Source organism: Pseudomonas sp. S36, from assembly GCF_016647875.1.
In the GTDB taxonomy this organism is placed as follows: domain Bacteria; phylum Pseudomonadota; class Gammaproteobacteria; order Pseudomonadales; family Pseudomonadaceae; genus Aquipseudomonas; species Aquipseudomonas parafulva.
Genome location: NZ_JACVVG010000056.1, coordinates 1 through 25721 on the forward strand (window position 1 = coordinate 1; position 25721 = coordinate 25721).

General features: G+C 59.0%; 27 protein-coding genes. 13 read left to right on the forward strand and 14 right to left on the reverse strand.

Features of this window, described 5'->3' with window-relative positions:
- Window positions 1-114 precede the first annotated feature (114 nt).
- From murB to IAE36_RS21170, 8 genes are all read right to left on the reverse strand, one after another.
- Window positions 115-1134 (reverse strand): UDP-N-acetylmuramate dehydrogenase, encoded by a 1020-nt coding sequence (murB, locus tag IAE36_RS21135; protein WP_201214494.1) that lies wholly within the window; start codon window positions 1132-1134, stop codon window positions 115-117.
- Window positions 1131-1595, reverse strand: coding sequence for a low molecular weight protein-tyrosine-phosphatase (locus IAE36_RS21140; protein WP_201214497.1), 465 nt, complete (start codon window positions 1593-1595; stop codon window positions 1131-1133). The genes murB and IAE36_RS21140 overlap by 4 nt, the downstream gene beginning before the upstream one ends.
- Window positions 1595-2359: a 3-deoxy-manno-octulosonate cytidylyltransferase gene (gene kdsB, locus IAE36_RS21145; RefSeq protein ID WP_201214499.1), complete on the reverse strand. Its 765-nt coding sequence runs from the start codon at window positions 2357-2359 to the stop codon at window positions 1595-1597. The genes IAE36_RS21140 and kdsB overlap by 1 nt, the downstream gene beginning before the upstream one ends.
- Window positions 2356-2541, reverse strand: a complete 186-nt coding sequence (locus IAE36_RS21150; protein ID WP_028633616.1) for a Trm112 family protein — start codon at window positions 2539-2541, stop codon at window positions 2356-2358. Before IAE36_RS21150 ends, kdsB begins: the two co-directional genes overlap by 4 nt.
- 44 nt (window positions 2542-2585) lie before the next feature.
- Window positions 2586-3587: a tetraacyldisaccharide 4'-kinase gene (gene lpxK / locus IAE36_RS21155; RefSeq protein ID WP_201214501.1), complete on the reverse strand. Its 1002-nt coding sequence runs from the start codon at window positions 3585-3587 to the stop codon at window positions 2586-2588.
- The gene (locus IAE36_RS21160) at window positions 3587-4021 is read right to left on the reverse strand and encodes an ExbD/TolR family protein (protein WP_028633614.1); all 435 of its coding nucleotides are present in this window, start codon (window positions 4019-4021) and stop codon (window positions 3587-3589) included. Before IAE36_RS21160 ends, lpxK begins: the two co-directional genes overlap by 1 nt.
- Window positions 4018-4653: a MotA/TolQ/ExbB proton channel family protein gene (locus tag IAE36_RS21165; protein WP_028633613.1), complete on the reverse strand. Its 636-nt coding sequence runs from the start codon at window positions 4651-4653 to the stop codon at window positions 4018-4020. Before IAE36_RS21165 ends, IAE36_RS21160 begins: the two co-directional genes overlap by 4 nt.
- A gap of 163 nt (window positions 4654-4816) precedes the next feature.
- Window positions 4817-7033: a DNA internalization-related competence protein ComEC/Rec2 gene (locus IAE36_RS21170; RefSeq protein ID WP_201214503.1), complete on the reverse strand. Its 2217-nt coding sequence runs from the start codon at window positions 7031-7033 to the stop codon at window positions 4817-4819.
- Between the two features lie 141 nt (window positions 7034-7174).
- Here IAE36_RS21170 and IAE36_RS21175 point away from each other — a divergent pair, with 141 nt between their 5' ends.
- Window positions 7175-7801, forward strand: a complete 627-nt coding sequence (locus tag IAE36_RS21175; RefSeq protein WP_201214505.1) for a DUF2062 domain-containing protein — start codon at window positions 7175-7177, stop codon at window positions 7799-7801.
- Here IAE36_RS21175 and IAE36_RS21180 read toward each other — a convergent pair.
- From IAE36_RS21180 to IAE36_RS21190, 3 genes are all read right to left on the reverse strand, one after another.
- Window positions 7685-8464 (reverse strand): ABC transporter permease, encoded by a 780-nt coding sequence (locus IAE36_RS21180; protein WP_028633611.1) that lies wholly within the window; start codon window positions 8462-8464, stop codon window positions 7685-7687. The genes IAE36_RS21175 and IAE36_RS21180 overlap by 117 nt on opposite strands.
- Entirely contained in the window at window positions 8461-9393 is a 933-nt protein-coding gene (locus IAE36_RS21185; protein ID WP_201214507.1) for an ABC transporter ATP-binding protein, read from the reverse strand. Before IAE36_RS21185 ends, IAE36_RS21180 begins: the two co-directional genes overlap by 4 nt.
- Before the next feature lie 141 nt (window positions 9394-9534).
- On the reverse strand, window positions 9535-10158 hold the full coding sequence (locus tag IAE36_RS21190; RefSeq protein ID WP_201214508.1) for a glutathione S-transferase: 624 nt from the start codon (window positions 10156-10158) through the stop codon (window positions 9535-9537).
- Window positions 10159-10328: 170 nt separating this feature from the next.
- Here IAE36_RS21190 and IAE36_RS21195 point away from each other — a divergent pair, with 170 nt between their 5' ends.
- Entirely contained in the window at window positions 10329-12773 is a 2445-nt protein-coding gene (locus IAE36_RS21195) for an acyl-CoA dehydrogenase (protein ID WP_201214509.1), read from the forward strand.
- 61 nt (window positions 12774-12834) lie between these two features.
- On the opposite strand, the gene IAE36_RS21200 is transcribed toward IAE36_RS21195, so the two are convergent.
- A complete protein-coding gene (locus IAE36_RS21200; protein WP_201214511.1) occupies window positions 12835-14403 on the reverse strand; it encodes a hypothetical protein in 1569 nt (522 codons plus the stop codon).
- Window positions 14404-14566: 163 nt separating this feature from the next.
- Here IAE36_RS21200 and IAE36_RS21205 point away from each other — a divergent pair, with 163 nt between their 5' ends.
- The 3 genes from IAE36_RS21205 (at window position 14567) to IAE36_RS21215 (ending at window position 16507) form a co-directional block, all read left to right on the forward strand.
- A complete protein-coding gene (locus IAE36_RS21205; RefSeq protein ID WP_201214513.1) occupies window positions 14567-14983 on the forward strand; it encodes a PA2817 family protein in 417 nt (138 codons plus the stop codon).
- 171 nt (window positions 14984-15154) lie between these two features.
- Window positions 15155-15703, forward strand: a complete 549-nt coding sequence (locus tag IAE36_RS21210; protein WP_201214515.1) for a fimbrial protein — start codon at window positions 15155-15157, stop codon at window positions 15701-15703.
- Between the two features lie 39 nt (window positions 15704-15742).
- Window positions 15743-16507 carry a fimbrial biogenesis chaperone gene (locus IAE36_RS21215; protein ID WP_236409144.1) on the forward strand — a complete coding sequence of 255 codons (765 nt, stop codon included), beginning with the start codon at window positions 15743-15745 and terminating at the stop codon, window positions 16505-16507.
- Window positions 16508-16519: 12 nt separating this feature from the next.
- On the opposite strand, the gene IAE36_RS21220 is transcribed toward IAE36_RS21215, so the two are convergent.
- Window positions 16520-17965, reverse strand: coding sequence for a hypothetical protein (locus tag IAE36_RS21220; RefSeq protein WP_201214517.1), 1446 nt, complete (start codon window positions 17963-17965; stop codon window positions 16520-16522).
- Window positions 17966-18027: 62 nt separating this feature from the next.
- On the reverse strand, window positions 18028-19971 hold the full coding sequence (locus IAE36_RS21225; RefSeq protein WP_328822873.1) for an autotransporter outer membrane beta-barrel domain-containing protein: 1944 nt from the start codon (window positions 19969-19971) through the stop codon (window positions 18028-18030).
- On the opposite strand from IAE36_RS21225, the gene IAE36_RS23775 reads away from it, so the two are divergent.
- From IAE36_RS23775 to IAE36_RS21265, 8 genes are all read left to right on the forward strand, one after another.
- Complete coding sequence (locus IAE36_RS23775) at window positions 19946-20455, forward strand: bacteriophage T4 gp5 trimerisation domain-containing protein (RefSeq protein ID WP_236409148.1); 510 nt, start codon at window positions 19946-19948, stop codon at window positions 20453-20455. The two genes, IAE36_RS21225 and IAE36_RS23775, sit on opposite strands and share 26 nt — an antisense overlap.
- A gap of 14 nt (window positions 20456-20469) precedes the next feature.
- Entirely contained in the window at window positions 20470-21825 is a 1356-nt protein-coding gene (locus IAE36_RS21235) for a DUF2169 family type VI secretion system accessory protein (RefSeq protein ID WP_201214524.1), read from the forward strand.
- Window position 21826: 1 nt separating this feature from the next.
- The gene (locus IAE36_RS21240; RefSeq protein ID WP_201214527.1) at window positions 21827-22183 is read left to right on the forward strand and encodes a DUF4150 domain-containing protein; all 357 of its coding nucleotides are present in this window, start codon (window positions 21827-21829) and stop codon (window positions 22181-22183) included.
- A 4-nt stretch (window positions 22184-22187) separates the two neighbouring features.
- Window positions 22188-23408: a DNA/RNA non-specific endonuclease gene (locus IAE36_RS21245; RefSeq protein ID WP_201214530.1), complete on the forward strand. Its 1221-nt coding sequence runs from the start codon at window positions 22188-22190 to the stop codon at window positions 23406-23408.
- Between the two features lie 11 nt (window positions 23409-23419).
- Window positions 23420-23884 (forward strand): hypothetical protein, encoded by a 465-nt coding sequence (locus IAE36_RS21250; RefSeq protein WP_201214532.1) that lies wholly within the window; start codon window positions 23420-23422, stop codon window positions 23882-23884.
- A 96-nt stretch (window positions 23885-23980) separates the two neighbouring features.
- The gene (locus tag IAE36_RS24160; RefSeq protein WP_201214533.1) at window positions 23981-24148 is read left to right on the forward strand and encodes a GAD-like domain-containing protein; all 168 of its coding nucleotides are present in this window, start codon (window positions 23981-23983) and stop codon (window positions 24146-24148) included.
- A gap of 152 nt (window positions 24149-24300) precedes the next feature.
- Window positions 24301-24681, forward strand: coding sequence for a T6SS immunity protein Tdi1 domain-containing protein (locus IAE36_RS24165; protein WP_201214534.1), 381 nt, complete (start codon window positions 24301-24303; stop codon window positions 24679-24681).
- Between the two features lie 148 nt (window positions 24682-24829).
- Window positions 24830-25279: a hypothetical protein gene (locus tag IAE36_RS21265; RefSeq protein ID WP_201214537.1), complete on the forward strand. Its 450-nt coding sequence runs from the start codon at window positions 24830-24832 to the stop codon at window positions 25277-25279.
- Window positions 25280-25721 lie beyond the last annotated feature (442 nt).

The window sequence follows — 25721 nt, forward strand, 5'->3', positions numbered from 1 at the left end:
GAGGCCTATCGGCCTACCTGAGCAGGTGTAAACCTATTTCAGGACTAGACACTGTAGGAGCGACCAAAGGTCGCGATAGGCTGCACAGCAGCCTCCCCTACACCCTGCTCACCCCTACCACAGGTTAGGCTCCATCTCTAACGCGACACCGAACCGCTGCAGGATATCTGCCTGAATCTGCTGCGCCAGCGCATGCATCTGCGCCCCGCTCGCTTGGCCATAATTGACCAGCACCAGTGATTGCAGGCGATGGACGCCGGCATCACCCTCGCGATACCCCTTCCAGCCCGCCTGCTCGATCAACCAGCCTGCCGCCAGCTTGACCTGGCCATCAGCCAGTGGGTATGCCACCACGCCAGGGTGCTGGGCACGGATACGCTCAACACATTCAGCCGAAACCACCGGATTCTTGAAAAAGCTCCCGGCATTGCCCAGCTCTGCCGGGTCCGGCAGTTTCTCCCGCCGGATACTGCAGATGGCGTCACTGATCGCCTGGGCAGTCGGCTCGGCGTTCCCCTGCTCAGCCAGGCGCTGGCGCACGGGTCCGTAGTCCAGATGCGGCTGCAGGGTATGGCTCAGGGCAAAGCGCACGCGCAAAATCAACCAACGCCCCGGGTTGCGCTTGAATACGCTGTCTCGGTAACCGAAGGTACAGGCCGCAAGGTCGAACTCGCGCAACTCGCCCGTTTCACGGTCCAACGCGGTGAGGCCCGCAAAGACATCCTTGATCTCGACCCCGTAGGCACCCACGTTCTGCATTGGCGCAGCGCCCACGGTACCGGGGATCAGGCTGAGGTTTTCCAGGCCGCAATAACCTTGCCCAAGCGTCCACTGCACAAAGGGGTGCCAGGGCTCACCGGCCTGCGCCTCCACGATGACAGCGTGGCCGTCGTCGCTGATCACTTGCACGCCTCGGCTGGCCACGTGCAACACCAGCGCGTCCACATCCCGGGTCAGCAGCAGGTTGCTCCCACCGCCGATCACCTGCACTGGCAGGCCCTGGGCGTGGGCACGATTGAGCGCCTCGCGGATTTGCTCATCATCATGGGGCTGGCAAAAATAGCGCGCCTTCACGTCGATGCCGAAGGTATTGAAAGGCTTGAGCGATACCTGCTCCTGCCACTGCACTGTCATACCCGCCCCTTGATTTCCAGCACCAGCGCCTTGCAGGCATCCTCGATCAGGTCCAGCACCTGTTCGAAGCCGTCAGCACCGCCGTAGTAAGGGTCTGGGACTTCATCCAGTGCAGCCCCATAACGGCGCAGGAACAGGTCCAGTTCGCCCGTGGACGTATCGGGGCGCATGGCACGCAAGTGGCCGAGGTTGCTCTCATCCATGGCCAGGATCAGGTCGTATTTGGCAAAATGCCCGGCTTTGACCTGCTGAGCCCGCTGCCCGGAAAGATCGTAGCCCCTGGCCAGGGCCGCCTTGCAGGTGCGGCTGTCTGGCGGACTGCCAACGTGCCAGTCGCCAGTACCCGCAGACGCCACCTGTACATGGTCGGCCAGCCCCGCAGCCTGCAATTGATGGCGCAACACGCCTTCGGCTGTAGGCGACCGACAGATGTTACCCAGGCAAACGAACAGAACGCGCATCAGGCCTCCAGCAAGCGCCGGACGCGCTCAAGGTCTTCAGGGGTGTCAACGCCCACGGCAGGTGCTTCGATTGCATCCTCGACGTGAATACCCACGCCGTGCCACAGGGCGCGCAGTTGCTCCAGGGCTTCGACTTGCTCCAGCCAGCAGGGGCCCCAGTTGACGAAGTCCTGCAAAAAGCCGACACGGTAGGCGTACATACCGATATGCCGGCGATAGGGCACGCCTTCCGGCAGCTGCTGACGGCCATGGGCGAACGTGTCCCGGGCCCAGGGCAAAGGTGCGCGGCTGAACGTCAGGGCCAGGCCGCGCTTGTTGCTGACAACCTTCACGGCATTGGGGTTGAACACGGTTGCCGGGTCAGGAATGGGCTCAGCCAAGGTGGCGATGCCCGCCTCCGGGTGGGCGGCCAGGTTGGCGGCCACCTGGTCAATGATCACAGGTGGGATCAACGGTTCGTCGCCTTGTACGTTCACCACAATGGCATCGGCCGGCAACCCGAGTTGGGCAGCCACCTCAGCCAGGCGATCGGTACCGGACTCATGGTCGGCCCGGGTAAGCAGCACTTCTGCGCCAAACGCCTGGCAGGCATCGACGATGCTCGCATCGTCAGTGGCAATCACCACGCGAGTGGCGCCGCTTTTGCGCGCTTGCTCCCATACGTGCTGCACCATGGGTTTGCCAGCGATCGGCAACAACGGCTTGCCCGGCAGGCGCGTGGAACGCAGACGGGCCGGAATCACCACAATGAAGTTCAGGCTCATTTGTCCAGGCGCTCGTCATCGGTCAGCGTGCGCGCTTCGCTTTCCAGCATGACCGGGATGCCATCGCGCACCGGATAAGCCAGGCCTGCGCCCTTGCTGATCAACTCGGTCTTGTCGGCACTGAGCTTGAGCGGGCCTTTGGTGATCGGGCAGGCCAGGATGTCGAGCAGTTTGGTGTCCATTGAAAGCGTCCTTTGGGCCGCGTGGCCGAAAATGGAATAAAGGCTCAGGGGGTGCTGAGCAAGCGTTGCAGCTGGCTGTCGAACCAGGCAGTAAAAGCGGGTGTGGGCTGTGCATCCACCGCCAGATACCACCAATCGTCAGCCGCGAAAGCCCGGCATTTCACCGCGTCCTTCTCGGTCATGACCAACGGCAGCGGCGGGCTGAAGGCAAGGCTTTGGGCATTGAACTGCGCGTGGTCGGCGAACGGGTGCGGGACCGGCTGCCAGTTTAGCGCCAGCAGGGTATTGAAGAAACGTTGCGGGTTGCCGATGCCAGCCACCGCATGCAGCCGCTGCCCTGGCGCAAAGTGATCGAGCGGGCGCCGCTCACCGCTGCGCAGGTTGACCAACGCAGCCGGTTGCAGGCAGAAGCCGAAGCCCTCGGCAGGGTCTTCGGCAGCGCCATTGAACAGCACCGCATCAACAGCGTGCAGGCGTTCGACAGGCTCGCGAAGGGGGCCGGCCGGTAGGCAGCGGCCATTACCCAGACCGCGGGCGGCATCGATCAGCACCAGTTCCAGGTCCCGAGCCAGCCGATAGTGCTGCATGCCGTCATCGCACAGGATCAGATCGAGCGGCTCACTGGCCAGCAGCGCCCGCACCGCAGCAGCACGGTCCGGGTCGATCATCAACGGCACACCGGTGCGCTGCACAATCAACAGCGGCTCATCGCCAGCCTGGTCGGCAGACTGGTCGGCGTGCACGCGCCAGGGCAACTGTGGCGGCTTCGCACCGTAACCGCGGCTGACCACACCCACCTTCAACCCTTGCTGACGACAATGCTGGATAAGCCAGAGGATCATCGGTGTTTTGCCAGTTCCGCCCACCGTGATATTGCCCACCACGATGACCGGCACTGGCGCGCGGTAGCTGGGTGTTTCACCGCTCAAGAAGCGCACGCGTTTGCGGTTCACTACCCGCCGGTACAAGGCCTCCAGCGGGCGCAGCAGTGCCAGGGCCGGGTGGCCGGCATACCAGGCTGCCAGGAGGCGATCGCCAACAGCCATCAAGGCGTACCTTGTGCCGCCTCGACGGTGGTCATGCGCAACTGGCTGAAACCGAGCTTGCCGGCAGCGTCCATTGCGGTGACCACCGCCTGGTGGGGTGTCTTGCCGTCGGCGCTGATGGCCAGCGGTAGCTTGTTATCGCCACCGGATTCGCGCTCTATGGCCTCACTCAGGGTGGCCAGGTCGCTTTTGGGCAGCAGGTGGTTGTTCACCGAATAGACGCCTTCGGCACTGATGGTAATTTCCACCAGCTTGCCTTCGTCCGCCGGGGGCTGTTCAGCGCTGGACGCCTCAGGCAGCTCGACACGCAGCTGGTTCTCGCGTGTGAAGGTGGTGGTGACCACAAAGAACAACAGCAATACGAACACCACATCAATCAACGAGGCGAGGTTGATGTCAACGTTCTCGCGCTGGCGGTTGCGCCGGAACTTCACGCGTTGCCTCCCGCCACTTCCACTTCACGGTCGCCCTGGATCACTTCCACCAGCTTGATGGCTTCTTGCTCCATACCGACCACCAGCTCGTCGATGCGCCGCAGCAGGAAACGGTGGAAGAACACCGCCGGGATACCCACCATGAGGCCTGCGGCAGTGGTGACCAGTGCTTTGGAAATACCGCCGGCCAGCACCGCCGCATTGGTGGTCATTTGTGAGCCCATGAAGGCACTGAAAATGTCGATCATGCCCAGCACGGTGCCCAGCAGGCCCAACAATGGCGCCATGGCGGCGATGGTACCGAGGGTGCTGATGTAGCGTTCAAGTTCATGAATGACGCGGGAAGCCGCCTCTTCGATGCACTCCTTCATGATCTCGCGGCCGTGGCGCGAGTTGGCAAGGCCTGCGGCGAGGATCTCACCCAGCGGTGAATCGGCCCGCAGCGCCTTGAGTTTGTCACTGGTGAGCTGTTTGTCCTTGATCCACAGCCAGACCTGCCCCAGCAGGTGTGGCGGCGTCACCCGGCTGGCCCGCAACGTCCACAGGCGCTCGACGACGATTGCCATGGCAGCGACGGAACTCAGAATGATCGGCAGCATCATCCAACCACCGGACTTGACCAATTCCCACACAGTTAACGCCCCCGTCGAAAAAGGCGAACACTCTACCATAGGCGGGTCGGCCCCTCATCTGCCAGAAGTCAGCCATTTGGCCGGTTAATCCACCGTTCCCCCTGTAGGAGCGACCGCAGGTCGCGATGCCCTGCGCAGCAGGGCCCGCCCCCAATCTTTCCTATCAGCCCTCCCCAGCTTCCCGCCAGAACCGCCGCTGCCGTCGCCACCCTTCAACCTCCCCATGGCGCCCCAACACCAGCCGCAGCGCGCCCTCTACGGCGGTGTCATGCACCTCCAGCCCATGCCGCCGATAACGCTCGACCACCTGTGCATGGGGGTGGCCAAAGCTGTTGTTGCGGCCCCGCGATATCATCACACCTCGCGGCGCCGTGGCGCGAATGAAGGGCTCGGTGGATGAGCTGCGGCTACCATGATGGGGCGCCTGCAGCCAATCTATTCGCGTAGTTGGCATGGCCGCCAGCCACGCCCGCTCGGCACCTGCCTCCATATCACCGGCCAGCAGCAACCGCTCACCACGGGCCTCCACCAGCAGCACACACGACCTATCATTGCTACTGCGCCCAAGGTCCCATTGCCACAGCGAAAACTGCACCTCATCCCACACCCACCGCTTACCACTGGCGCAAGGTTGCAACTGGAGCCCCTCCACTTCCTCGCCGCCCATTGCCCAGGCCACCGGCAGCCCACGCTGAACGGCCCCGGCGCCACCGGAATGATCAGCATGGGCGTGGCTTATGAGCATCAGGTCCAGGCTGCGCACACCCAGCTTGCGCAGGGTCGGCAATACCACCCGCTCACCCAGGTCGCTGTCACCCATGGCCGGGCCGGCGTCGTACAGCACGGTGTGGCTGCGGGTTCGCAACAAAACCGCCAGCCCCTGGCCGACGTCCAGCTGCCACACATCCACCTGCCCAAGTGGGATGGCCTCCCTCGGCACCCACAAGGCCAGCAGCATCACCCCGCCCAAGCCGCGAAGCGGCACACCGTTGGGTAGCAGTACCAAGAACGCACCCAAGGCCACTAACAGCCAGGCCCACAATGGCAGCGCCGCAGGCACCCAGGCCGGGTGTTGCTGCGCAACCACAGCCAACATGCCAAACAGCAGGTCCAGCAGGCCGCCGGCAAGCCATAACAACGCCTCACCCACCCCGGGCAAGGACAGCAGCAACGTGCCCAGCAATGCCAACGGCAGCACCGCCAGGCTGATCCAGGGCACCGCCAGCAGGTTGGTCAACGGCGCACTCAGGCTGATGGGCAGGCCAGTTGCCAGCAAAACCGGCAGCAGCCCGATGGCAATGACCCATTGCGCGCGAGTCCACGCCTGCCAGGGCCGCCAGCCACCCAGCCGGGCACTGAAGCAGTAGATCAACGTGGCCACTGCCGCAAACGACAACCAGAAGCCCGGCAGCAAAGCCGCCAGCGGCTCAACCAGCAGCACCGCAACCAGTGCCATCAGCAGCGGCAGCATGGCGCCCAAGTGGCGAAAACGCAGCCGCCAGCACAGCACCACAGCCAGCATCAGGCAGGCCCGCTGCACCGGCACCCCCGCACCGGCGAGCCAGCCATAGGCCAGCGCTGCCACCATGGCCAGGGCGCAGGCACAAGGCAGCCAGGGCAGCCGTGCCGGCCACAGCCCCCACCGCACCAAACCCGCCACCAGCCCATAAAGCAAGCCGGCCACCAACCCAATGTGCTGGCCCGAAATCACCAGCAGGTGCACCGTACCGGTGGCCTGCAACGTTTGCCACACCTCCCGCGACAGCCCTGCACCGTCACCCAGCACCAGCGCCACCAACGCTGCCTGTTGCCCATGGGCTTCGACTGCCAGCAGGCGCTGGCGCAGGGTGTCGCGCCACCCACCATCGGCTGGCGCCACCCGATGCCCCGCCTTGACCGTGCCCGTTGCCCCGACACGGCGCGCCAGCAACTGCGCCTCCCGATCCGGGCCATGCGGGTTGAGCAGGCCGGCCGGTCGCTGCACGGTCACCGCCAGCCGCCACTGCTCCCCCGCGCGGACCTCCGGTCCCTTGAACCAGCTCACCTGCACCCGCCTGGGCAGTTCACCCCGGCGGCTCAGCGGCGCCTCCAGGTCAAAACGTACGCTCTGCCCGGTGCGCGTGGGCAGGCCCGTTACCCGGCCCTCCAACCATACCGTGCGGCCATCCAGCGCTTTAGCCAGGCGATCATTCAGCGCCAGCTGCGCAGACCCGCACGCCCAGCTCAACCCTAGCAAGAACACACCGAGCGGCCACAGCCGGCCGAACAGGCAGGCGCCGCCAACGATCAACAGAGCAACAAGCCAGCCGACCGACGGCAAGGCGGGGAGAAAACCCAGGCACAACAGCCCGAGCGCAAGCGCCAACATCCCTGTGCGCATATGGTAGAGCTCCGCAACCGATCCAAGCCCTCAGGCATAGCCCAGATGGCAGCAGGCGCCGCTCAACAATTGTCACAAACTCTAAACGAGGCTGAATGGGAATAAGGGCATACTCCCCGCTCAAACCTACGGGGAGCCCAGATGCCGCGCCGACTCTTCAAACGCTACATGCCAGACCCGACGAGCATTCGCGAACACAAGTCCTTACGCTTTTTCGGCAAGCTGCTGCATGACCCGAACCTCTGGCATCTCAACCGCCATTCCGTCGCAAGGGCGATGGGGGTGGGCCTGTTCGCGGCGCTGATACCCCTCCCCCTGCAAATGCTGCTGGCCGCTGCGCTGGCCATTCCAGTCAGGGCCAACTTGCCGATTGCCGTCAGCCTGGTGTGGCTGACCAACCCCCTGACCATGCCCCCGGTGTTCTTCGTCACCTACATGACGGGCGCATGGCTGTTGCAGGTGCCGCCGCGCACGCTACCGGAGGAGCTCACCTTCGAATGGATCACCGATCAATTGGCCACCGTCTGGCAGCCGTTCCTGCTGGGCTCGGTAGTGTGTGGAGTGGTATTGGGCGTTGCCGCGTATTTCACCACGCTGCTTTACTGGCGCTGGTGGATTGGCCGGCAGTGGCGCCGGCGAAAGGGGCGGTACTCAGGCACGCATGCCGCGGCCACTGACCAGCAGGCGCACGCACAGCAGGTACAGCACCGCAGTGGCCACCAGCATGAACGTGATGGCGGTGCCGATACTGATGTCCGAGACACCTAGGATGCCGTAGCGGAACGAGTTGACCATGTGCAGCACAGGGTTGGCCAACGATACGGTCTGCCAGAACGGGGGCAACAGGTTGATCGAATAGAACACCCCACCGAGGTACGTCAGGGGCGTCAGCACGAAGGTGGGCACGATCGAGATATCATCGAAATTGCGAGCGAATACCGCATTCACGAAACCCAGCAGCGAAAAAATAGTAGCGGTCAGCAGCACCACGATGACCGTTACACCCAGGTGATGCACCTGCAGGTCGGTGAAGAACATCGACAGGATGGTAACGATGACCCCAACGGCCAGACCCCGCAACACGCCGCCCAGCACATAACCCACCAGAATAGTGTGAGGTGACACCGGCGACACCATCAGCTCTTCGATGGAGCGCTGGAACTTGCTGCCGAAAAAGCTCGACACCACGTTGCCATACGAGTTGGTGATCACCGACATCATGATCAGCCCCGGCACGATGTACTGCATGTAGGTGAAGCCGCCCATGTCGCCGATCTGCCGGCCAATCAGGTTACCGAAGATGACGAAGTACAGCACCATGGTGATTGCAGGCGGCAGCAGGGTCTGCGGCCAGATGCGCAGGAAGCGCCGCACTTCGCGATAGACGATAGTGTTGAGGGCCACCCAGTTGGTGCGCAGCTCCACACTCATACGGCCACCTTCGACAGGTTTTTTTCTACTAGGGACACGAATAGCTCCTCCAGCCGGTTGGTCTTGTTACGCAGGCTTTGCACTTCGATGTTCTGCACTGCCAACTGGCTGAACAGCGCAGTGATGCCAATGTCCTTGTCTACCTGCACTTCCAGGGAGTGCGGCGTGAGCAAGCGGCATGGGTACCCTTGCAGTGCAGGCGCCGTGGCCAAGTCCTGCTTGATGTCGAGAACGAAGGTTTCGACATGCAGCTTGCCCAGCAACTGGCGCATGCTGGTGTTTTCGACAATGGTGCCGTGGTCGATGATGCCGATGTTACGGCACAACTGCTCAGCCTCTTCCAGATAATGGGTGGTGAGGATGATGGTGATGCCCTTCTGGTTCAGCTCGGTCAAAAAGCTCCACATCGAACGGCGCAACTCGATGTCCACACCCGCCGTGGGTTCGTCGAGAATCAACAGGCGGGGCTCATGAATCAGTGCACGGGCAATCATCAAGCGGCGTTTCATGCCGCCAGACAGCGACCGCGAGGGCACGTCGCGCTTGTCCCACAGGCCTAACTGCGTCAGGTACTGCTCGGCCCGCTGCTTGGCGATTTTCGGGGGAATACCGTAGTAACCGGCTTGGGTCACGACAATGTCGAAGCACTTCTCGAACTGGTTGAAGTTGAATTCCTGGGGCACAACGCCCAGGCAGCGCTTGAGGGCCGCCGGCTCTCGGTCAAGGTCGTGGCCGAATACATTGACGCTGCCGCTGGTCTTGTTGACCAACGTCGACAGAATCCCGATGGTCGTGGATTTGCCAGCGCCATTGGGGCCGAGCAGAGCAAAGAAATCGCCTTCGGCAACATCCAGGTCGATGCCGTTAAGGGCCTGGAAGCCGTTGCCGTAGGTTTTGGTCAGCTGTCGGATGGACAGGGCAGAACTCATAGCGGATCACTTACCGGAAGAGGGTCGAGGCACGCCGGGGCAGATCACCGGCGCAATGGGTGCAGTTATGGTGCTTGGCCGGGCAGCCTAAGTACAGTTATGTGCATTGATAGTGACTATCAAGGAACACCAGGTGTTCGATCAAGTTAGTGCGCTCATGACGCCGGCCTGGTAGGCGGGGCGGGCTTTCAGGCGCTCGTACCAGCCTTGCAAGTGGTGCATGGGTGGGTGCTCCATGGGCATCTCGAACCACGCGTAGGCAAAACTACCCAACGGGATGTCACCCATGCCAATCTGCTGACCGGACAGGTAAGGCTGCTTGGCCAATGCTTCATCGGCGATGGCCAGCAGTTGGGCGCACTGTTTATGCGCTGCGTTGATTGCCACCCAGTCGCGCTGGTCTTCAGGCGTGCGCAGCAAGCCCCAGAACAGTGGGCGGAACGGCGTAGCCAAGGACGATGTCGTCCAGTCCATCCACTTGTCGGCCAGGGCACGCTCACGCGGATCCTCCAGATACCAGCCCTGCTTTGCACCATATGCTGCGCACAGGTAGCGCACGATGGTGTTGGACTCCCACAGTGCCAGGTCGCCATCTTCGAGCATTGGCACCAGGCCATTGGGGTTGAGGGCACGGTACTGCGGTTCGTTGACCACACCGAAGGCGCCGCCCGCGTCGATGCACTCGAAGTCCAGGCCCAGCTCATGGGCTATCCAAAGCGCCTTGCGTACATTGCTCGAGTTCTTGCGGCCCCAGATCTTCAGCATGGCAATGTCCTTAATGAATGCGCAGGTGATCCAGTCTACTGCAAGACAGCCAAGTAGCAGACTGAAACTCCCACCGCCACACCCTGTCACTGTTCTGACCCTGTCGTTCACAGCGTAGCGTCTAAGCTGTCTGGGACGGCTCAAGCCCCTGGTTCCAAGGAGGACCGATTATGTTGCTGTTGTGGTTGGTAGTGCTGGTGATAGGTACAGCGTACCTGTTGCACAGGCGCATGGCACCCTTGCAGATCCTGGCCATCACGGCGGGGTACGTGCTGCTGATGGGCATTTTCAGCAATGCCCCTGGCTGGCTTTTGGTGGTGCTGTGGCTCGTGCTGGCGTTGATGTCGGCCGTGGTAGCGCTGCCGCAATGGCGCCGCAAGGTGCTTACCGCCCCGGTGTTCGACTGGTTCAAGCGCACGTTGCCGCCCATGTCGCAAACCGAGCGCGAAGCGATCGAGGCCGGCACCGTCTGGTGGGATGGTGAGTTGTTCAGTGGCCGCCCCGACTGGCGCACTTTGCTCGCCTATCCCGCGCCGACATTGACCGATGAAGAGCAGGCATTTATCGACGGCCCTACCGAAGCGCTATGCGCCATGGTCAGTGACTGGCAGATCGGCCAGGACCTCGACCTGCCACCCGAGGCCTGGGCCCATATCAAACAGAACGGGTTCTTTGCCCTGATCATCCCCAAGGAGTACGGCGGCAAAGGCTTCTCTGCTTATGCACACTCCCAAGTGGCGATGAAACTGGCCACCCGCAGCGGGGATCTGGCCTCAACGGTGATGGTGCCCAACTCCCTGGGCCCGGCCGAATTGCTGTTGCATTACGGCACGGACGAACAACGCAATCACTATTTGCCCCGGCTGGCCCGTGGTGAAGAAATACCCTGCTTTGCACTCACCGGCCCACTGGCAGGCTCTGACGCCGGGGCCATGCCCGACAGCGGCGTCATCTGCAAGGGCCAATGGAACGGGGAAGAAGTCATCGGCTTGCGCCTGAACTGGGAAAAACGCTACATCACCCTGGGCCCCGTCGCCACGCTGCTGGGGCTGGCATTCAAGGCGTACGACCCTGACCACCTGCTGGGTGAGGATGAGGAACTGGGCATCAGCTTGGCATTGATCCCCACTGACACCCCGGGTGTGGAAATCGGCAAGCGCCACTTGCCGTTGGGCGCCGCCTTCATGAACGGGCCCAATAGCGGCAAGGATGTCTTCGTGCCGCTGGATTTCCTCATCGGCGGTCAGCAGATGCTCGGCAAGGGCTGGATGATGCTGATGTACTGCCTGTCGGTGGGCCGCTCTATCTCCCTGCCCGCCGTCGGGACAGGCGCGGCCAAATACACCAGCCTGGTGACCGGTCAGTACGCCAACATCCGCGAACAGTTCAACGTGCCGCTGGCCGCCTTCGAAGGCATCCAGGAATCGCTGGCACGCATCGGTGGCAACGCCTGGCTGATGGACAGCGCACGGCTGCTCACCGCCAAGGCGGTCGACCTGGGCGAAAAACCTTCGGTGCTGTCGGCGATCCTCAAGTACCACCTCACCGAACGCGGCCGCGAATGCATCCAGCACGCCATGGACGTGCACGGCGGCAAGGGCATCATCATGGGCCCGAATAACTACCTGGCGCGCAACTGGCAAGGGGCGCCGATCTTCATCACCGTCGAAGGCGCCAACATCCTTTCACGCAACCTGATGATCTTCGGCCAGGGCGCGATCCGCTGCCACCCCTTCGTGCTCAAGGAAATGTCCGTGGCCGGCATCCAGGATCGCGAGCAGGCCCTCAAGGCGTTCGACGATCTGCTGCTGAAGCATGTCCGCTTCGCCGTCAACAACGCCGCCAGCACCCTGGTGCTCGGCCTCGGCCTGGGACGGTTCGAGCGCAAGCCGGGGGATGCCCTGAGCCAGGGCTACTTCCGCGCTCTGGATCGCCAGGCGGCGGCGTTCGCCCTGCTGGCGGACCTGTCGATGATGCTGCTCGGCGGCGCACTCAAACGCCGTGAACGTCTTAGTGCGCGCCTGGGCGATGTGCTGAGCTACCTCTACCTGGGCTCGGCCGCGCTAAAGCGCTACCACGATCTAGGTTCGCCCGAATACATGCAGCCGTTGCTGCGCTGGGCGATGGAAGAAAGCCTGGGCAAGGCAGAGCATGCACTCGATCGCTTGCTCGACAACTTCCCGAACCGCGTCGTGGGCTGCGCTCTACGGGTGCTGGTCTTCCCGTTCGGGCGGCGGCACACCGGACCGAACGATGAACTGGACGCCGAGGTAGCCGCCTTGATTGGCCGCAGCAAAGGCGACCCGGCCCTGGAAGAGCTGCTCGCCGGTTGCTTCAGGCCGCAGGCAGAGGGTGATTCAGTGGCAGCGCTGCAGCGGGCCAGTGACGCACTAGACGGCATCGCGCCACTTCGCAAGGCACTGAATCAGGCTGTCAGGGACGGAAAGGTGCGTGGCTCGATCGGCCAGCCTTTGATCCAGTCCGCCCTGGAGTCCGGGATTCTCACAGCAGACGAAGCGCACACCCTACAACTGGCAGAACAGGCACGCCGCGTAGTCATCGACGTCGATGCATTCGACAAGGACGCATTACTGCCAACGGGCAGCGTTCGCTGAAAAAAACCCCACGCCCGCCGCCATCGCTCATGGCGACGGGTGCGGGGTTATATAGATCGTTTCACTGCAACGCCAACAGCTCATCGACGCTCAGCGGTGGAATGATGATGGCTGACCAGTACCACCGTACATCATCGTATTCAACAGCCTGGATCGCCGTGCAACCGCTGTACCCTTGGCTTGGCGTAAGAATCCCTTCTTGGGAGATCGCGCCATCAACCGCCAACACTTTCCACTCGATGTCCGCAGGGTCGACTGCCAACTCGTTGCCCCTTTTATCCACATAATGCAGGGTCAAACGCAAAGCGTCCCCCGCTTTACGCATGCGGAAAAAATGAGTGGTCGGCGTGTTATAGACCAAAAAGGCTGCACTTGCGGGGATGAAAGGACTGCGAGCATGGTACACGTCAAGGATATCAACACTAACAAGGCCAAGCTGGTTAGTCTTGAGCGCAGCACTGGCTATTGTTTTACTGCCTTCGTCGCTGGCAAGAACAAGAGCCAAGGCAGTGGGCGGCTCATAGAATAATTCACCCTCCAACATCCGAACCACGCCATGCTGAGGTGTGCGCTGGCTGTACCTGAATGAATTAGGCTTATAAGGTATATCTACCGTCAGCGGTATCGCTTGACCACCACGCTGGCTGATGACCATGGCCGGAATAAGTGCTACGTTTCGCCTCATCGTCGGTGTGGGTGGGCTGGACGCCTGCGCCATTCTCAAATCAGGCGTAAATTCCACCTCTGCGACATGATCAAGGGTTTTTACGGATCCGAGTTGCTGAGTGCGATGCGGATAGATAATGTCAGGTAGATATAACAAATCATTCGGTAAACTTAGCCTATCACTCGACACCGCACCCAGGTTTCCGGCCTTGGTATCAACGCGACACAACACCCCCCCTGAGCTAGGCGACGAAAGCTTGTGCTCCACGCCGGATGACATTGCCGTCTGAATGCCTGATGGCAGTTGGCCTGGGCTACGGCCTGAAACGGCGAAATAGAGCAATAATTTATGCGCAAAACCGGACGAATCCAACCCCAACCTGAACGTCGCGCCAGCGAGCAATTGTGAATAGTGCTGTTGCTGACTCAGCCAACCCAGCGGACGCTCCGTTTCACGCATACCATCGTTGAATCTCGCAGCCAATGCTGGGTCGTCATGGCCGTCTCGAATAAAATACAAACGGGGCGGCGTTAGCCAATTCAATACAACATTCCCATCTACTCGATAACTGCCTTGCACATTCCCAAGGTCTGACTCCACGCCGACAGTCGCCTGAGATAAATAGACCTCTACGCGACTGACCTCTCTCACCTTGGCGCCCGGCTCTTTACTCAACCGAAGATGTACAGCATTCGAAACACCATGGCTCAGTTTCAAATAACCTTTACCGGGGCCATGAACATCGAATTCGAGCAGCGGCGACGTTAGCTGACCACTGAAAGCGAACCACTGCCTGCCGGGCGTAATGACCATTTCAAAAGTCGTTCGCTGGCTAGCCGAGCGCTGACTGTATTCCTCTAATGTGGTATTCAAGTGCCCCAGATAGCAACGTACGTACCCGCTCCACCCAAACAGGTCGTCGGAAAAAACACCCTCTTTTTCACCCTCTCCGGCAGCGTTCATAAATACTCCTTGGCAGATGACATTGCCGCCATTTGAAGCGTGCACGGGTTATCTGACAACTGGCAAAAATGCCAGGCAAGGCCGCTTGCGCGGTAAGAAATTTACCCAAGCAGCCATCAAGCGTATGATCCCCCCCCGTTCTGCTGACACCGAGGATCCCGGCATGGCCGATAATCACCTGGACTACCACCTGCGGTTGCTCCACCACCTTCGCACCATCCTGGCAGCAGTCGGTGAAGCCGATCAGGTCCCGGAAGAAAGTCACGTCCTGTTTCTCGAGCGTTTCGACGAACTGCTGACCGTGCTGCCGCAGGCCCCCTTGGAAAGCCAGTACCTGGGACAAGACTTGATCTGCCAGGTGATGCAGCGCTATCCACAAATCGCCCACTTGGTGCCGCGCGACCTGTTGTGGTTCTTTGCGGGCGACTGCCTGCATTTCATGCCCGACGAAGAACTCGACCGCTACCAACAACTGGATGAGCAGCGCCACGCCGCGCACGAAAACGGTGAAGACTTCGACTGGCACCTGCAAAAACACCGTCTCGGTCTTTTAGCCACAGCGGCGCAAACGCTGCAATGATAGACGCCACGTAGAAAAAACCCAGGCCGGGTCGAGCATTGAACCTACATAAACGGCCAGCCCGTTTGCCTATGATCGTTGTCGCTCAGGCGTTTGGTCCTTACCAGGACCAATTGCCCGAACGCTGCGTTGTACGACGCAGTCAACTTTCTCGGCAATATGGATAGTTCGATGAAAAGCAAATTTCTTGCAGTAGCGCTCACCTGTGTCACGGGTACGGCATTCGCCGCGCCAGAGATCGGCGTGGTGAATTTCAACGGCAGCGTGTACGCGGGCGGGCCCTGCCCGATCGAAGTGGTGAATCCGGGCGGCGGCATTGGTACACCCGTGCAGTTGGGGCACTTTCCAAGCACCTACTTCGACGCCGTAGGCGCGACGTCCAAAAAGATGGAGTTCACCCTCAAAGTCACCCCTACACCAGGCGTTTGCGTCATCGGTCCGGGTACCGAAGTTACCGTAGCCTTCGATTCCAGAGGGGGTGCCACAGGGCCCAAGAGCGACTTGTACAAGTTGTCATCGGGCGGAACCCCGGATCTGGGAATCGCGATCTTCGATGCCGACGATAAAAAGTTAGCGCCCCTGGACGATTCGCGAAAGTATCCGCTTTTTGAAAACACCCCTACCCACATGGCCTTCTATGCGCAATACGAGGCCATCAAGGTCCCTGTGACTGAGGGTGCTGCCCAGGCAGATGTAGGCTTCACTGTCGCACTGCCTTGATCTCAGCTCCGGGTGCTCCAACACCCGGATCCAACACTTTTGAAACGTGAATTTTCCATGCCCTCCATCTATCGAAAACCCTGGCTATGGGGAAGCGCCCTGTTCGCCCTTGTCGGCATACCTTGCACTGCACAGGCAGCACTGATCACCAATCAGACCCGGATCATTCATGGGAGCGATAAAGCGAGCAGTTCGATCAACGTTGCGAACCCCAGTACCCGCACGTACGCAGCACAAGCCTGGGTCAACACAGAAGCTGACGACATCACCACGCCGACACCGTTGCTGGCATCGCCCTCCCTTTTTCGCCTGGCGCCGAACGAAGAACAAATCGTAAAAATCAATCGGCTGCCCAACGACCTACCGCAAGACCGCGAGTCCCTTTTTTTCCTCAACGTCCAGGAAATACCTCAAGTCGAAGAAGACATGCAGGACAACGCGCTGACCATCGCCCTGCGCACACGCTTGAAAGTTTTCTATCGCCCCAGCCAGCTCAAGGGCCAACCGCAAGATCACCTCAAGCAGCTCGATTGGTCCCTGCAAAAAGAGGGTGGGCAGTCTTATCTGGTGGTGAACAACCCGTCGCCTTACCACTTCACATTCGGCCGGGTGGAGATCGATGTGAACGGCAAAAAAAATCGAGTGGAAACCAAAGCCATGGCGATGCCTATGGATCAGCAGCGTTACAAGCTGGAGTTCCCCGTGCCGCCCGCGACGGCAACACTGACCTTCACAACGATCAACGACTATGGCGGCAGCACCACCGCGATAACAGTGCCACTGCACGACCACATCGAACCTTGACCTGGTAGAGGATTATCTCATCACCAGTTCCAGGCGTTCGAAATTGTGTTCAGACGGCCATGTTTGTCCGGCATCGAAGCTGACCGTGACCTCAATGAAAAACAGTTGCCCGACGGGAAGCTCATTCAGAAAAGTCAGGGGTACTGTGACGTCTCCTGCCTTGCCGATACCATCCTTGACCTCAGCGGAAGTTACCGCATGATTGTCAAGGAGTTGGTGTCGCTTACCTCCTGCACCGATGACTACGATATTGACTCGCTGATCGACCCCGATCAGCTTCCACTTATCCAGTGTCAAAGGGGGGTCGAACGTGTAGCGGGCCCTGTCGAAGGTGCCACCGCTCAGCCCGGCGAGTCTGGGGATGGGCAAGCTGGTCATGGGTATCGGGATGACCTTGAGCCTGCGTGTTTCCGAACACTGAAGCTGACCGCGCACCTCGACGTCATAATAGACGGACACGACCTTGCCGCTCATCGCAGCCACATTGCGAGCTGGGATGGTGAATGTGCGCAAGCCCGCCTGGCCATTGAATCTGTTACTGCGAAAAAGCTCCGGATCTCCCCACTGCAAGCCGAATGCCTCACCTGGTCGAATGTCGGCCTCCTGGGGAACCTTCACCGTGATGGACGCCCCGACTTCCACGAGATTCAGAGATACGTCCCGCCCGGAGCCCGTGGCCGCGGGAATTTCAGGCAGGGGCAAAGCGCGTGGCGCCGGCTGCGCTGCGATGGTCAATGTCTGGGGTAAGGCGTCGCTGCTGAGATTACCCGCCCTGTCGCGGATGGCATAGAACACGTAACGCGGCCCATCCCCCCGCTCACGAATGAGGCTGCCAGGGATCTCGATGGTCAGCGGCTTGCCAAGATCCTCCTGGCTCAGCGTTCGCTCCCCCGCCAGCAGTGGCGAAAAGGGCTCGATGTTCCAGTAATAGACAATGGTGTCACCGGGTGCCGGCACATCATAATCGGGCACCTGCGCATGTAGCACATCGCCATGATCTTCAAGGTAGTCGGCGTTCACCTCCCTTCCGACCAGCTCCGGAAACTCTAATTGGCCTCTGTTCGCCCCCAACACCGGTGGCTGCCTATCGAGCGTGAGCACCAACCTTTCAGAATCGGCGATCGAGCCGTTGTAAAGCTCCACCGTGTAGTTCACGATCGCTGACCCGTGATTGAGGAACGCCACCGGCACCTCGATATACAGGTCATCTGCTGGCACGCGTGCAGTCCAGCTTTTCGCTCCCGCCTCCAAGCCGTTCCAGTACAATTTCAGCGTTTCAGGTCGCTCCGGGCTGGGCCTTGAAGAAAGCCACATCGGTACCTCAATGCGCAGTGGAGCGGACAAAACGCTCACCGGCAGCAAGTTCGGGTCCGCGCCAGGAATGTCTTCAAGTGCATCTGGGGCGCTGGCGGGCGGCAATGGCCTCGCCTGTTGCTCCGGCAGTTCATTGCTGACCATTCTGTGCTCCCTTTGACGTAGCGGCAAAAAGAAAAAGGGGCGGGGAGTACCCCGCCTCTCTGCTACCAACTGAAACGCAATCCCACGTTGGCGCCCCAAGGTTGCTCGACGCGCCCACCGCTGGCGTAGTCGAAATCGGCATGCAGTTGCAGGCGGTCGTTAAATGACACTGCGACACCCGTACCGATCTCACCCCGAGAACCCGACACATCGTTGTTGAAACGGTTGGCGTTGACCTTCACTTCGTTGTCGTCCACGAATTCATGCGCATACGCCAGCCTTACATAAGGCTGCACATGACGCCCCTCGCTCAACGTAAAGGTCTTGCCCAGGGTGACCCCGGCCTTGCCCAACAGCGAACGGGTATCGTCGCCATTGGCCCGCATGCCGTTATCCAAACGATAATCCTTGCCCTGGATGGTCGCAGCCGACCACTGCGTGTAAGGTTCGATGAAGTAACCCTGAGCCAATGCGAGGTGGCGACCGAACTCGATCGAAACACCTGCGCCAAGGTTGTCATAGCGGCCTTTGGTACGCGCTCCGTCACTGAGCGTGACTTTCGAGTCGTTGGCAAAGCGGTTGGCTTTCACCACACCGTCAAAGTAGTAGCCGCTTTGAGCATCAAGCCACGTGGTGTAGAGCCCGAGGGAGTAACTTTTGACCTGAGCGGAGGCACCACGGGACATGTTCAGGTCCGATGTGCTGTGGCCCGCCATGACGCCGATCAGCCATTGGCCATCGCCCGCCGACAGCGGCGCATCGGCACCCAGCGAGAAGCCCTGCTGGGTCTGCGTATAAGCGATGCCGGCGGCACCATCGACGTTGTACTTGTTGCCATAGGCACGCCCCCACGCCCCCGCCTTGCTCTCGTTCAAACGCAACTCACCCATCCGGCTGCGCAAGCTGGTGAGTTCGCCATACCAGACGGTCGGCGCGGTATTGAACAGTGCCAGTACCGATTCCGTGCCAGGGCTGATGAGCTTGCTCGCCCCATCCAGAAACCAGTCGTTACCACGTTGCACAAGTTCGTAGGAGAAGGTCCCGACATCGACCGGCCCATTGAGCAATGCAAAGGACGCATCACCCGCTGCCGTATGGATCAGGTGCACATCGTTCTCGGTGACAGGGTCCGCGCCGCTACTGCCCACCAACAGGGTGTGGTTGCCCGTCGCGGTACCCACGTCCAGGAAATCGGTCTGCCCCGTGCTGAAATCGGCGTCCATGATGAAGGTGCCATTACCGGACAGCGAACCTAGTGACAAACGCTGATACTGGTCGGCCTCACCGAAGCGAACAGCACCACCGCTCAGGGTCAGCGCCCCGACCTGACTGTCCTCGACCATGGTCCAACGGGCCTGGTTGGCCAGCGTCAGACCCGCGACGTTTTCCAAGCGACCGGTAAGGCTGGCCTGGTTGTCCAGGGCAAGGTTCGCCGTGGAGCCGGTCTGCACGCGTACATCGCCAACCAACTGAGCGCCGTCGACCTGCAAGGTGGCGTCAGAGTTGGCAACCACGTCGAGCAACACCCCATTGCTACCCTCCAGCGTTGTACCGGGGCCGACAAGGATGCTCGCCTTGGCGGGGTCGAGTAGCTCTTCCCCGACCACGATCGCCGAACCATTCAAGCCCTGAACGCGAGTATTGACCAGCCGCACCTGGGCCGCCTCGTCGAAATCGGCATCGCCCTGGATGCTCAAGCCGGCGTTGGCGCCCGTCAGCGTACTGTCTTGGGCGTTCAATACACCATTACCGAACAACTCCACTGCGGCAAACTCACCGGTGCTCACCACTGTGCTATTGACCAAGTTCAGCGTCGATGCCCCTGAAACCAGAGCACCGCCCTGCCCGCCCTCGATACGGCTGTCGCTGACGGTGGCGGTCGAGCCTGCAGTGCCAACGCGCTGCAAACGCAACCCCAGGCGATCGCTGATGATACGCGTGCCATTGCCAATGGCCGCCTGCGCGCCCGCCCTGAGCATGATGGCATCGGCGCCCGAAGCGTTCACCGTGGTGCCTTGCAGGGAAACCACCTTCGTCGGCAATGACCGCAGTGAACGGGTTGACCACAACGAAACCATCTCCATCGGCGACCACCGCACCGAAGACGTTGGCAAAAATGAAACCATCAGCATCGGCGCCAACCGCAGCGTGACCATCGGTGCCAACAAGGCCGAGACCATCAAGCTTGCCAAGGCAGAAACCATCGGTTTGGCCAAGGCCCTGACCATTGGTGCGGGTTACCAGGTCAGCGTGGGCGCTGCCATGAACACGACTGTTGGGCTAAGCCAGAGCGAACAGGTGGGCGTTCATAAGTCGGTCATCGTCGGCAACACGTTCAGCATCACCGCAGGTGACGAACTCAGCATCACAGTGGGCAAGTCATCGCTGGTGATGAAATCCGACGGCACCGTGCTGATCAACGGCAGCAACTTTGACTTCAGTGCCACAGGGCCTGTGCAAATCAACGGCAAGGATGTCGATATCAACTGAAGGGGTAACCCAAGATGGAGTTTCGCAACCTGACGCCGTTTGACGTCAAGTGCTTTAGCGCGCTTGCGCCTGACGGTCAGGAACATCCTGTCATTGCCATGAAAGTCGGGTATCGGCTTGAGCCGATTGAGGGCTGTCCTGGCCGACTCCGGGCCGCTGTCATCGATGATGAACCTCTGCCGCTGTGCATGGCCGACACTTACTATGCAGGGATTGGCAGCAGCTCCGTACTCGAAGAGAGCGACCTGGCGCCCTTCAAGCCACGCTGCGATGTCATTGTCGTCGGCCATTCCCATGCGCCAGCAGGGCAACCTGCGACTACGTGGGAAGCCGGCATCCGTGTTACATCGACTCGTCCCAAGCAAATAATCCCTGATCCGCCACCCCCAAAGCGGGCGCCGAATGTTTACCTCACCGCCGATGAACTGCAGGCGCACCAAGCACGAATACTTGAAGTGCGACAACGCAACAGAGAGCAACTCACACCGCGCGTTTTGTTGGACAAGACACTGCGCTTCACCGGTCCACGAGAGTTTCATCACAACTTCTTCGGCTGGCACCTCACCGACCCAGCGCCTGCCACACGCGTTCCTCTACGCTGGGAACATGCGTTTGGAGGCGCCAGCCAGTTTGCTAATCCTGATTATGGGCATAACCCCGAAGCGCCTGAATTCCTGCTCAATGAAGTCTGCTTCAGTAATCCGCTGGGCTGTGGCTGGCTGGAACAACGCCATGAAAAACTGCATCACGAGCAGACCGGCGAAAAGCTCGCCAGCCTGCCTGCGCCTCAGCTCGAGCATTTGGACGAGCCCATCGAGCGCCTGCTGCGCTCGCGGCATCCAGCCGGCCCGCTAGATGCCGCTGCCATGGCGGAGGTGGCGGCCTCCTATGGCTGCAGCCCGGCCGGCTTTGGCATCGTTGGCCGCGCTTGGGCACCACGCTTGGCACTTGCTGGCACTTATGACGAAAACTGGGAAGACAATCACTGGCCAGGTCTGCCACAAGATTTCGATTTCGGCTACTGGAACGGCGCCCCAGTTGACCAGCAGGTAGCGTTTCCTACACCCGATGCTCGCGTTGCCCTATTCAACCTGGTTGATCCATCCCTGAGCCAGGATGGGCACTGTGAAGTCCAGCTTCCAGGCCATCGCCCCTTCGTGCTCATGCGCATGGCCAACGGCGTAATGCTGCCACTACCAATGCTCACCGACACACTGCGCGTCGATACCGATGCCATGACCCTGTCGATGACCCACCGTATCAGCCTGTCCAATTCGCTTGGTATTCGCGTGCTCGAAGCGCGTTTCGAAACCGATCCCGACGCTCCCATCGTTCGGCGCGCCCCACACCGCAGCAGGGAGCGCGTCTGATATGGCCGATAACGTAATGGCTCGGCAACAGGCGAAATGGACGGTCATCAGCATCGCCCCCGACGTGTGCAAAACACCGATGGGCAGCAGCGTTCCACCCGTTCCCTATCCGGTCACGGCAGAGCTGGACACGAGCACGGGGGTGGCGAAAAGCGTGCGCGCCAATGGCCATCCGGTCGTCGTGTACAAGCGTAGCTTCACACCCAAGACCATCGGTGACGCTGCTGGCCAGGCCAAAGGCGTCAAGAGCGGTACTGTCGAGGGCAAATGCCACCCGCTGGAACACAGCAGTTCCGTGCGTGCGGAAGGGCGTCACCTGGTTCGCCATGGGGATCTGTTCTGGATGAACGGGAGCTGATGCGATGAGTCAGCAGCCCATTCAACTGGACCCATTGGTTGTCCAGGTACGCGAAGTGCCGCTGCGTAAGCTATCTGGCGGGCCAGACAAGATGTTCGTGCAGACCGACGGTGCAGGCAACGTGCTGGTCGACTTCGCCGATGGTGTGCACGAGTGGGGCAAATCCCTGGTGTTGGATGAAACGCAGTATGAGGCCCTGCGGCACGAAGCGTTTCGCAGGGAACTGGCTGACCTGGAGGACATACCGACCTACCGTGAGCTCTACCCTTCGTCGCGAAGCGGTGGCGCGACTACCACGCCCAATGGCAATACGCTGGGTCGGGTAAATGGTGAAACGCCGGCTTCTGCTAAAGCCGCCAATGACGCGAACCCTGAAGTCGAAAGCGAATCACCGGCAGAAGGCCTTACCGGCGATGAGATACTCGATGGTATTCAGCTGGGGCTGGATATCTTTGGCCTGATTCCAGTGGTGGGCGAGATCGCCGACGTTGCTAATGCGGGCATCAGCCTTGCGCGGGGGGATTATGCAGGGGCTGCCCTGTCCTTGCTCTCGGCTATTCCCCTTGTGGGTTATGCTGGTACTGCGGGCAAGGTCGTGCGGCATACGGCTAAGGCAACGGCGGAAGCTTCGGCCAAGACCGCGAAAGAGATAGCCGAACGCTCGGCTAAAGAAACAGCAGAGAGGACTGCAAGGGAAGGCTCAGAGCAAGTTACTAAGCGTGTTGATGAAATACCTTACAGAAAAAAAGATGGCGCTAAAATAAATGAGCGTGTCGTCCGCGATGGTTCACACCTTGGGCCAAATGGGAGACCAAAGCCCAACAGCAGATACAAGACTGGAGAGCACGAATATATTTATGAAACCGATAGCCTAGGTCGAATCAAAGAAGTAACAGCCAACGACTTGAAATTGACCAGCCGGGAAAAACGGTTGCCACACAACTCTAATTCACCAGAAAAAATGAGTGGCGATCATGCAGGACACTTGATCGGAGATAGATTCGGTGGATCCCCTAAACTGGACAACATCGTAAGCCAAACAGCCTCCTCCAATACCGGATCATACAAAAGGCTTGAAAATGAGTGGGCAAAAGCAATAAAAAATGGTAAAAAAGTCTCTGTAAAGATCACCCCAAATTACTCAGGATCATCATCAAGACCAAATAGTCTAACCATCACACAAGTTATCGACGGAAAAACTAAAAGAGTCAGACTGAAAAATTAGGAGACACAATCATGGCAAAAATCTTTGAAGACCATCTTTCCGAGATTCAAGCAGACATGGTCAGCATCGCACTAGAATATGTCGAACACAGGGCCGATGAAATTTACATCTACGCCGCAAATGAAGACGGAATAACTGCATTCGACGTCCTCTACAAAATAAACGGAATTGCAGTAGAAAAAGAAAACATAAATAGCGCCTTGAAAGCAGGAGAACCCAAGTATGACACATCAGTAAACAGAATGAATTCCATGCTGGACATAGGCCTCGACGACCTAGAGGCTCTAGAGGAAAAATGTAACGAGTTCAACCAAGAAATACCTAGCGAAATGCTCATCCACTACGTCGTAGAAAGCAATAAAATGCGAGCGAAGATCAGATACGAAAAAATTTTTTCCGAAGATCCAGAACTAACACCAGGGAACATATTCGACTCTTGGGCTCAAAATATAATTCAAGGTAATCCAGCATTTTAGCTCAATCAACGACATCAGCATCGGCACAAAAATCCAATCTGTGCTGATAATGAATCAGGGCGACATGGAGAGCCTGTCAGAAAAGGGAGGATAGAAATGCGAGACGAAGACTTTTCAGAATTTATCGAGTGTTTCGGAGAGCCCACTCACCGCACTCTAGTTCCAGAGAGCGGCTTTGAAAAATGGAAAAATCTCCTCCCTCCTGTATTGCTTGAATACTGGAGGAATGAAGAGTGGTCAAGCTACGCAGACGGACTAATCTGAATAGTAAATTCACATGATTTCGAACACCTTAAAAATACTTGGCTACAAGGCACCCCACTAGAATCTTTAGATAAATTTCATGTCATAGCGCAGAAGCGCATTCGGAAATTTATATCTATGCGGGGGAAAACCGGACGAAGCGTCACAATTATTTGCAAGCAGAGCGAAATTCTCGCTCTAAAAAAAATCACTTAAAGCCCAAGATTCTTGACGCACAAAACATTACGATACAGTCACTAATTGGCTCTAGCGATCCAGAGGATTTTAACATCCAAGATTCGAATGGAAAATTGCTCTTTAACAGCGCCCTGAGGAAGTATGGCCCTTTGGAGCCGGATGAGTTGTACGGTTTCGAGCCCGCGCTAGTAATTGGCGGGTACCCGACCTTGGAGAATTTGCGGCGTCTGAAGCTGGATCAACATTTGTTAATCCTCCGCAGCTTTGAAACACCAACCCTGCCCTTCTCCAGCACTGACCTTGAAAATCTAAAAAAGATGCAGCAGACCTTGCCAACTCTGCGCGTAGAGACGTAGAAGCGATGCTCAAGAAAATCGATGAATATGACGCAGATGGAGGATGTAAAAAAGCCTACATGAAGGCTGCGTAAAGGGTACTCAAAGACAACGATTGGTTTGACAAGAAGCTCGAAGACATCATTAATCTAGGACTATGAGGCCAAATATGCAACACCATCAATACTTGGGAATCTATTACGGTGAAGCCAAGCTTGGGGATTTACTGAAGTCACTCAACATCCATGAGCAACCAATCCTTGCGCGCGGGGAAACAGACACCTACCTCTCAAAAGAAACTGCTGGAATTGAGCTGACGTTTTCAGACTCGGAAACGCTTAAATCGCCCGAGCGGGACTACCCGGACGGAGCACTCGTATTAGTAAACATACGGTACTACGGCAAACAGATAGGTCAATTCTCCATCTACCAAGGCGTATTGCCTTACGGCATAAAATTCGGCCTAAAAAAAGCAGCACTCCTCACATTACTTGGTGAACCGGAATGGAAAAATCCGCAGGAAAGCCGTTTACGCTGGATACGCGAAAACCACAGGGTTCATGTAACACTAAGCCATAACGAAGAGGTAGCTGTAGTCTCCGTGGGGCTTCCACTTTAGAGACCCAATAATCATATAAAATACAGACCTGCAAAAACAAGGTACGGATTATGAAGGCTTCGGACTTGACATCACTTTTTGGTATAGCCAGTGATGACGAACGTGTTATTCGACTTTTTAAAAAGCTAAACACCCTACGCCGCCTATGTTAGCCAGACAGCTACTTCGGGAGAAGTCACGAGGGAGATGTGCTTTTACTTGCCAGCCCATCAATAGCGAACGTGCCACGACTTGCCACCCGCACACTCACGCCGAGTAAAAGACCATCGCTATCCCCGAGGCTGTAATCCTTGCGGCTAGTTGGACCGGAATGGCATTGACTGAAACGAAAAAAGACGCCGAAGCGTCTATTTTCAAGGTCTTACAGAACTCAATCGAACTCTGCAGACCCATATTTGGAGCGGGAAACGAGACTCGAACTCGCGACCCCGACCTTGGCAAG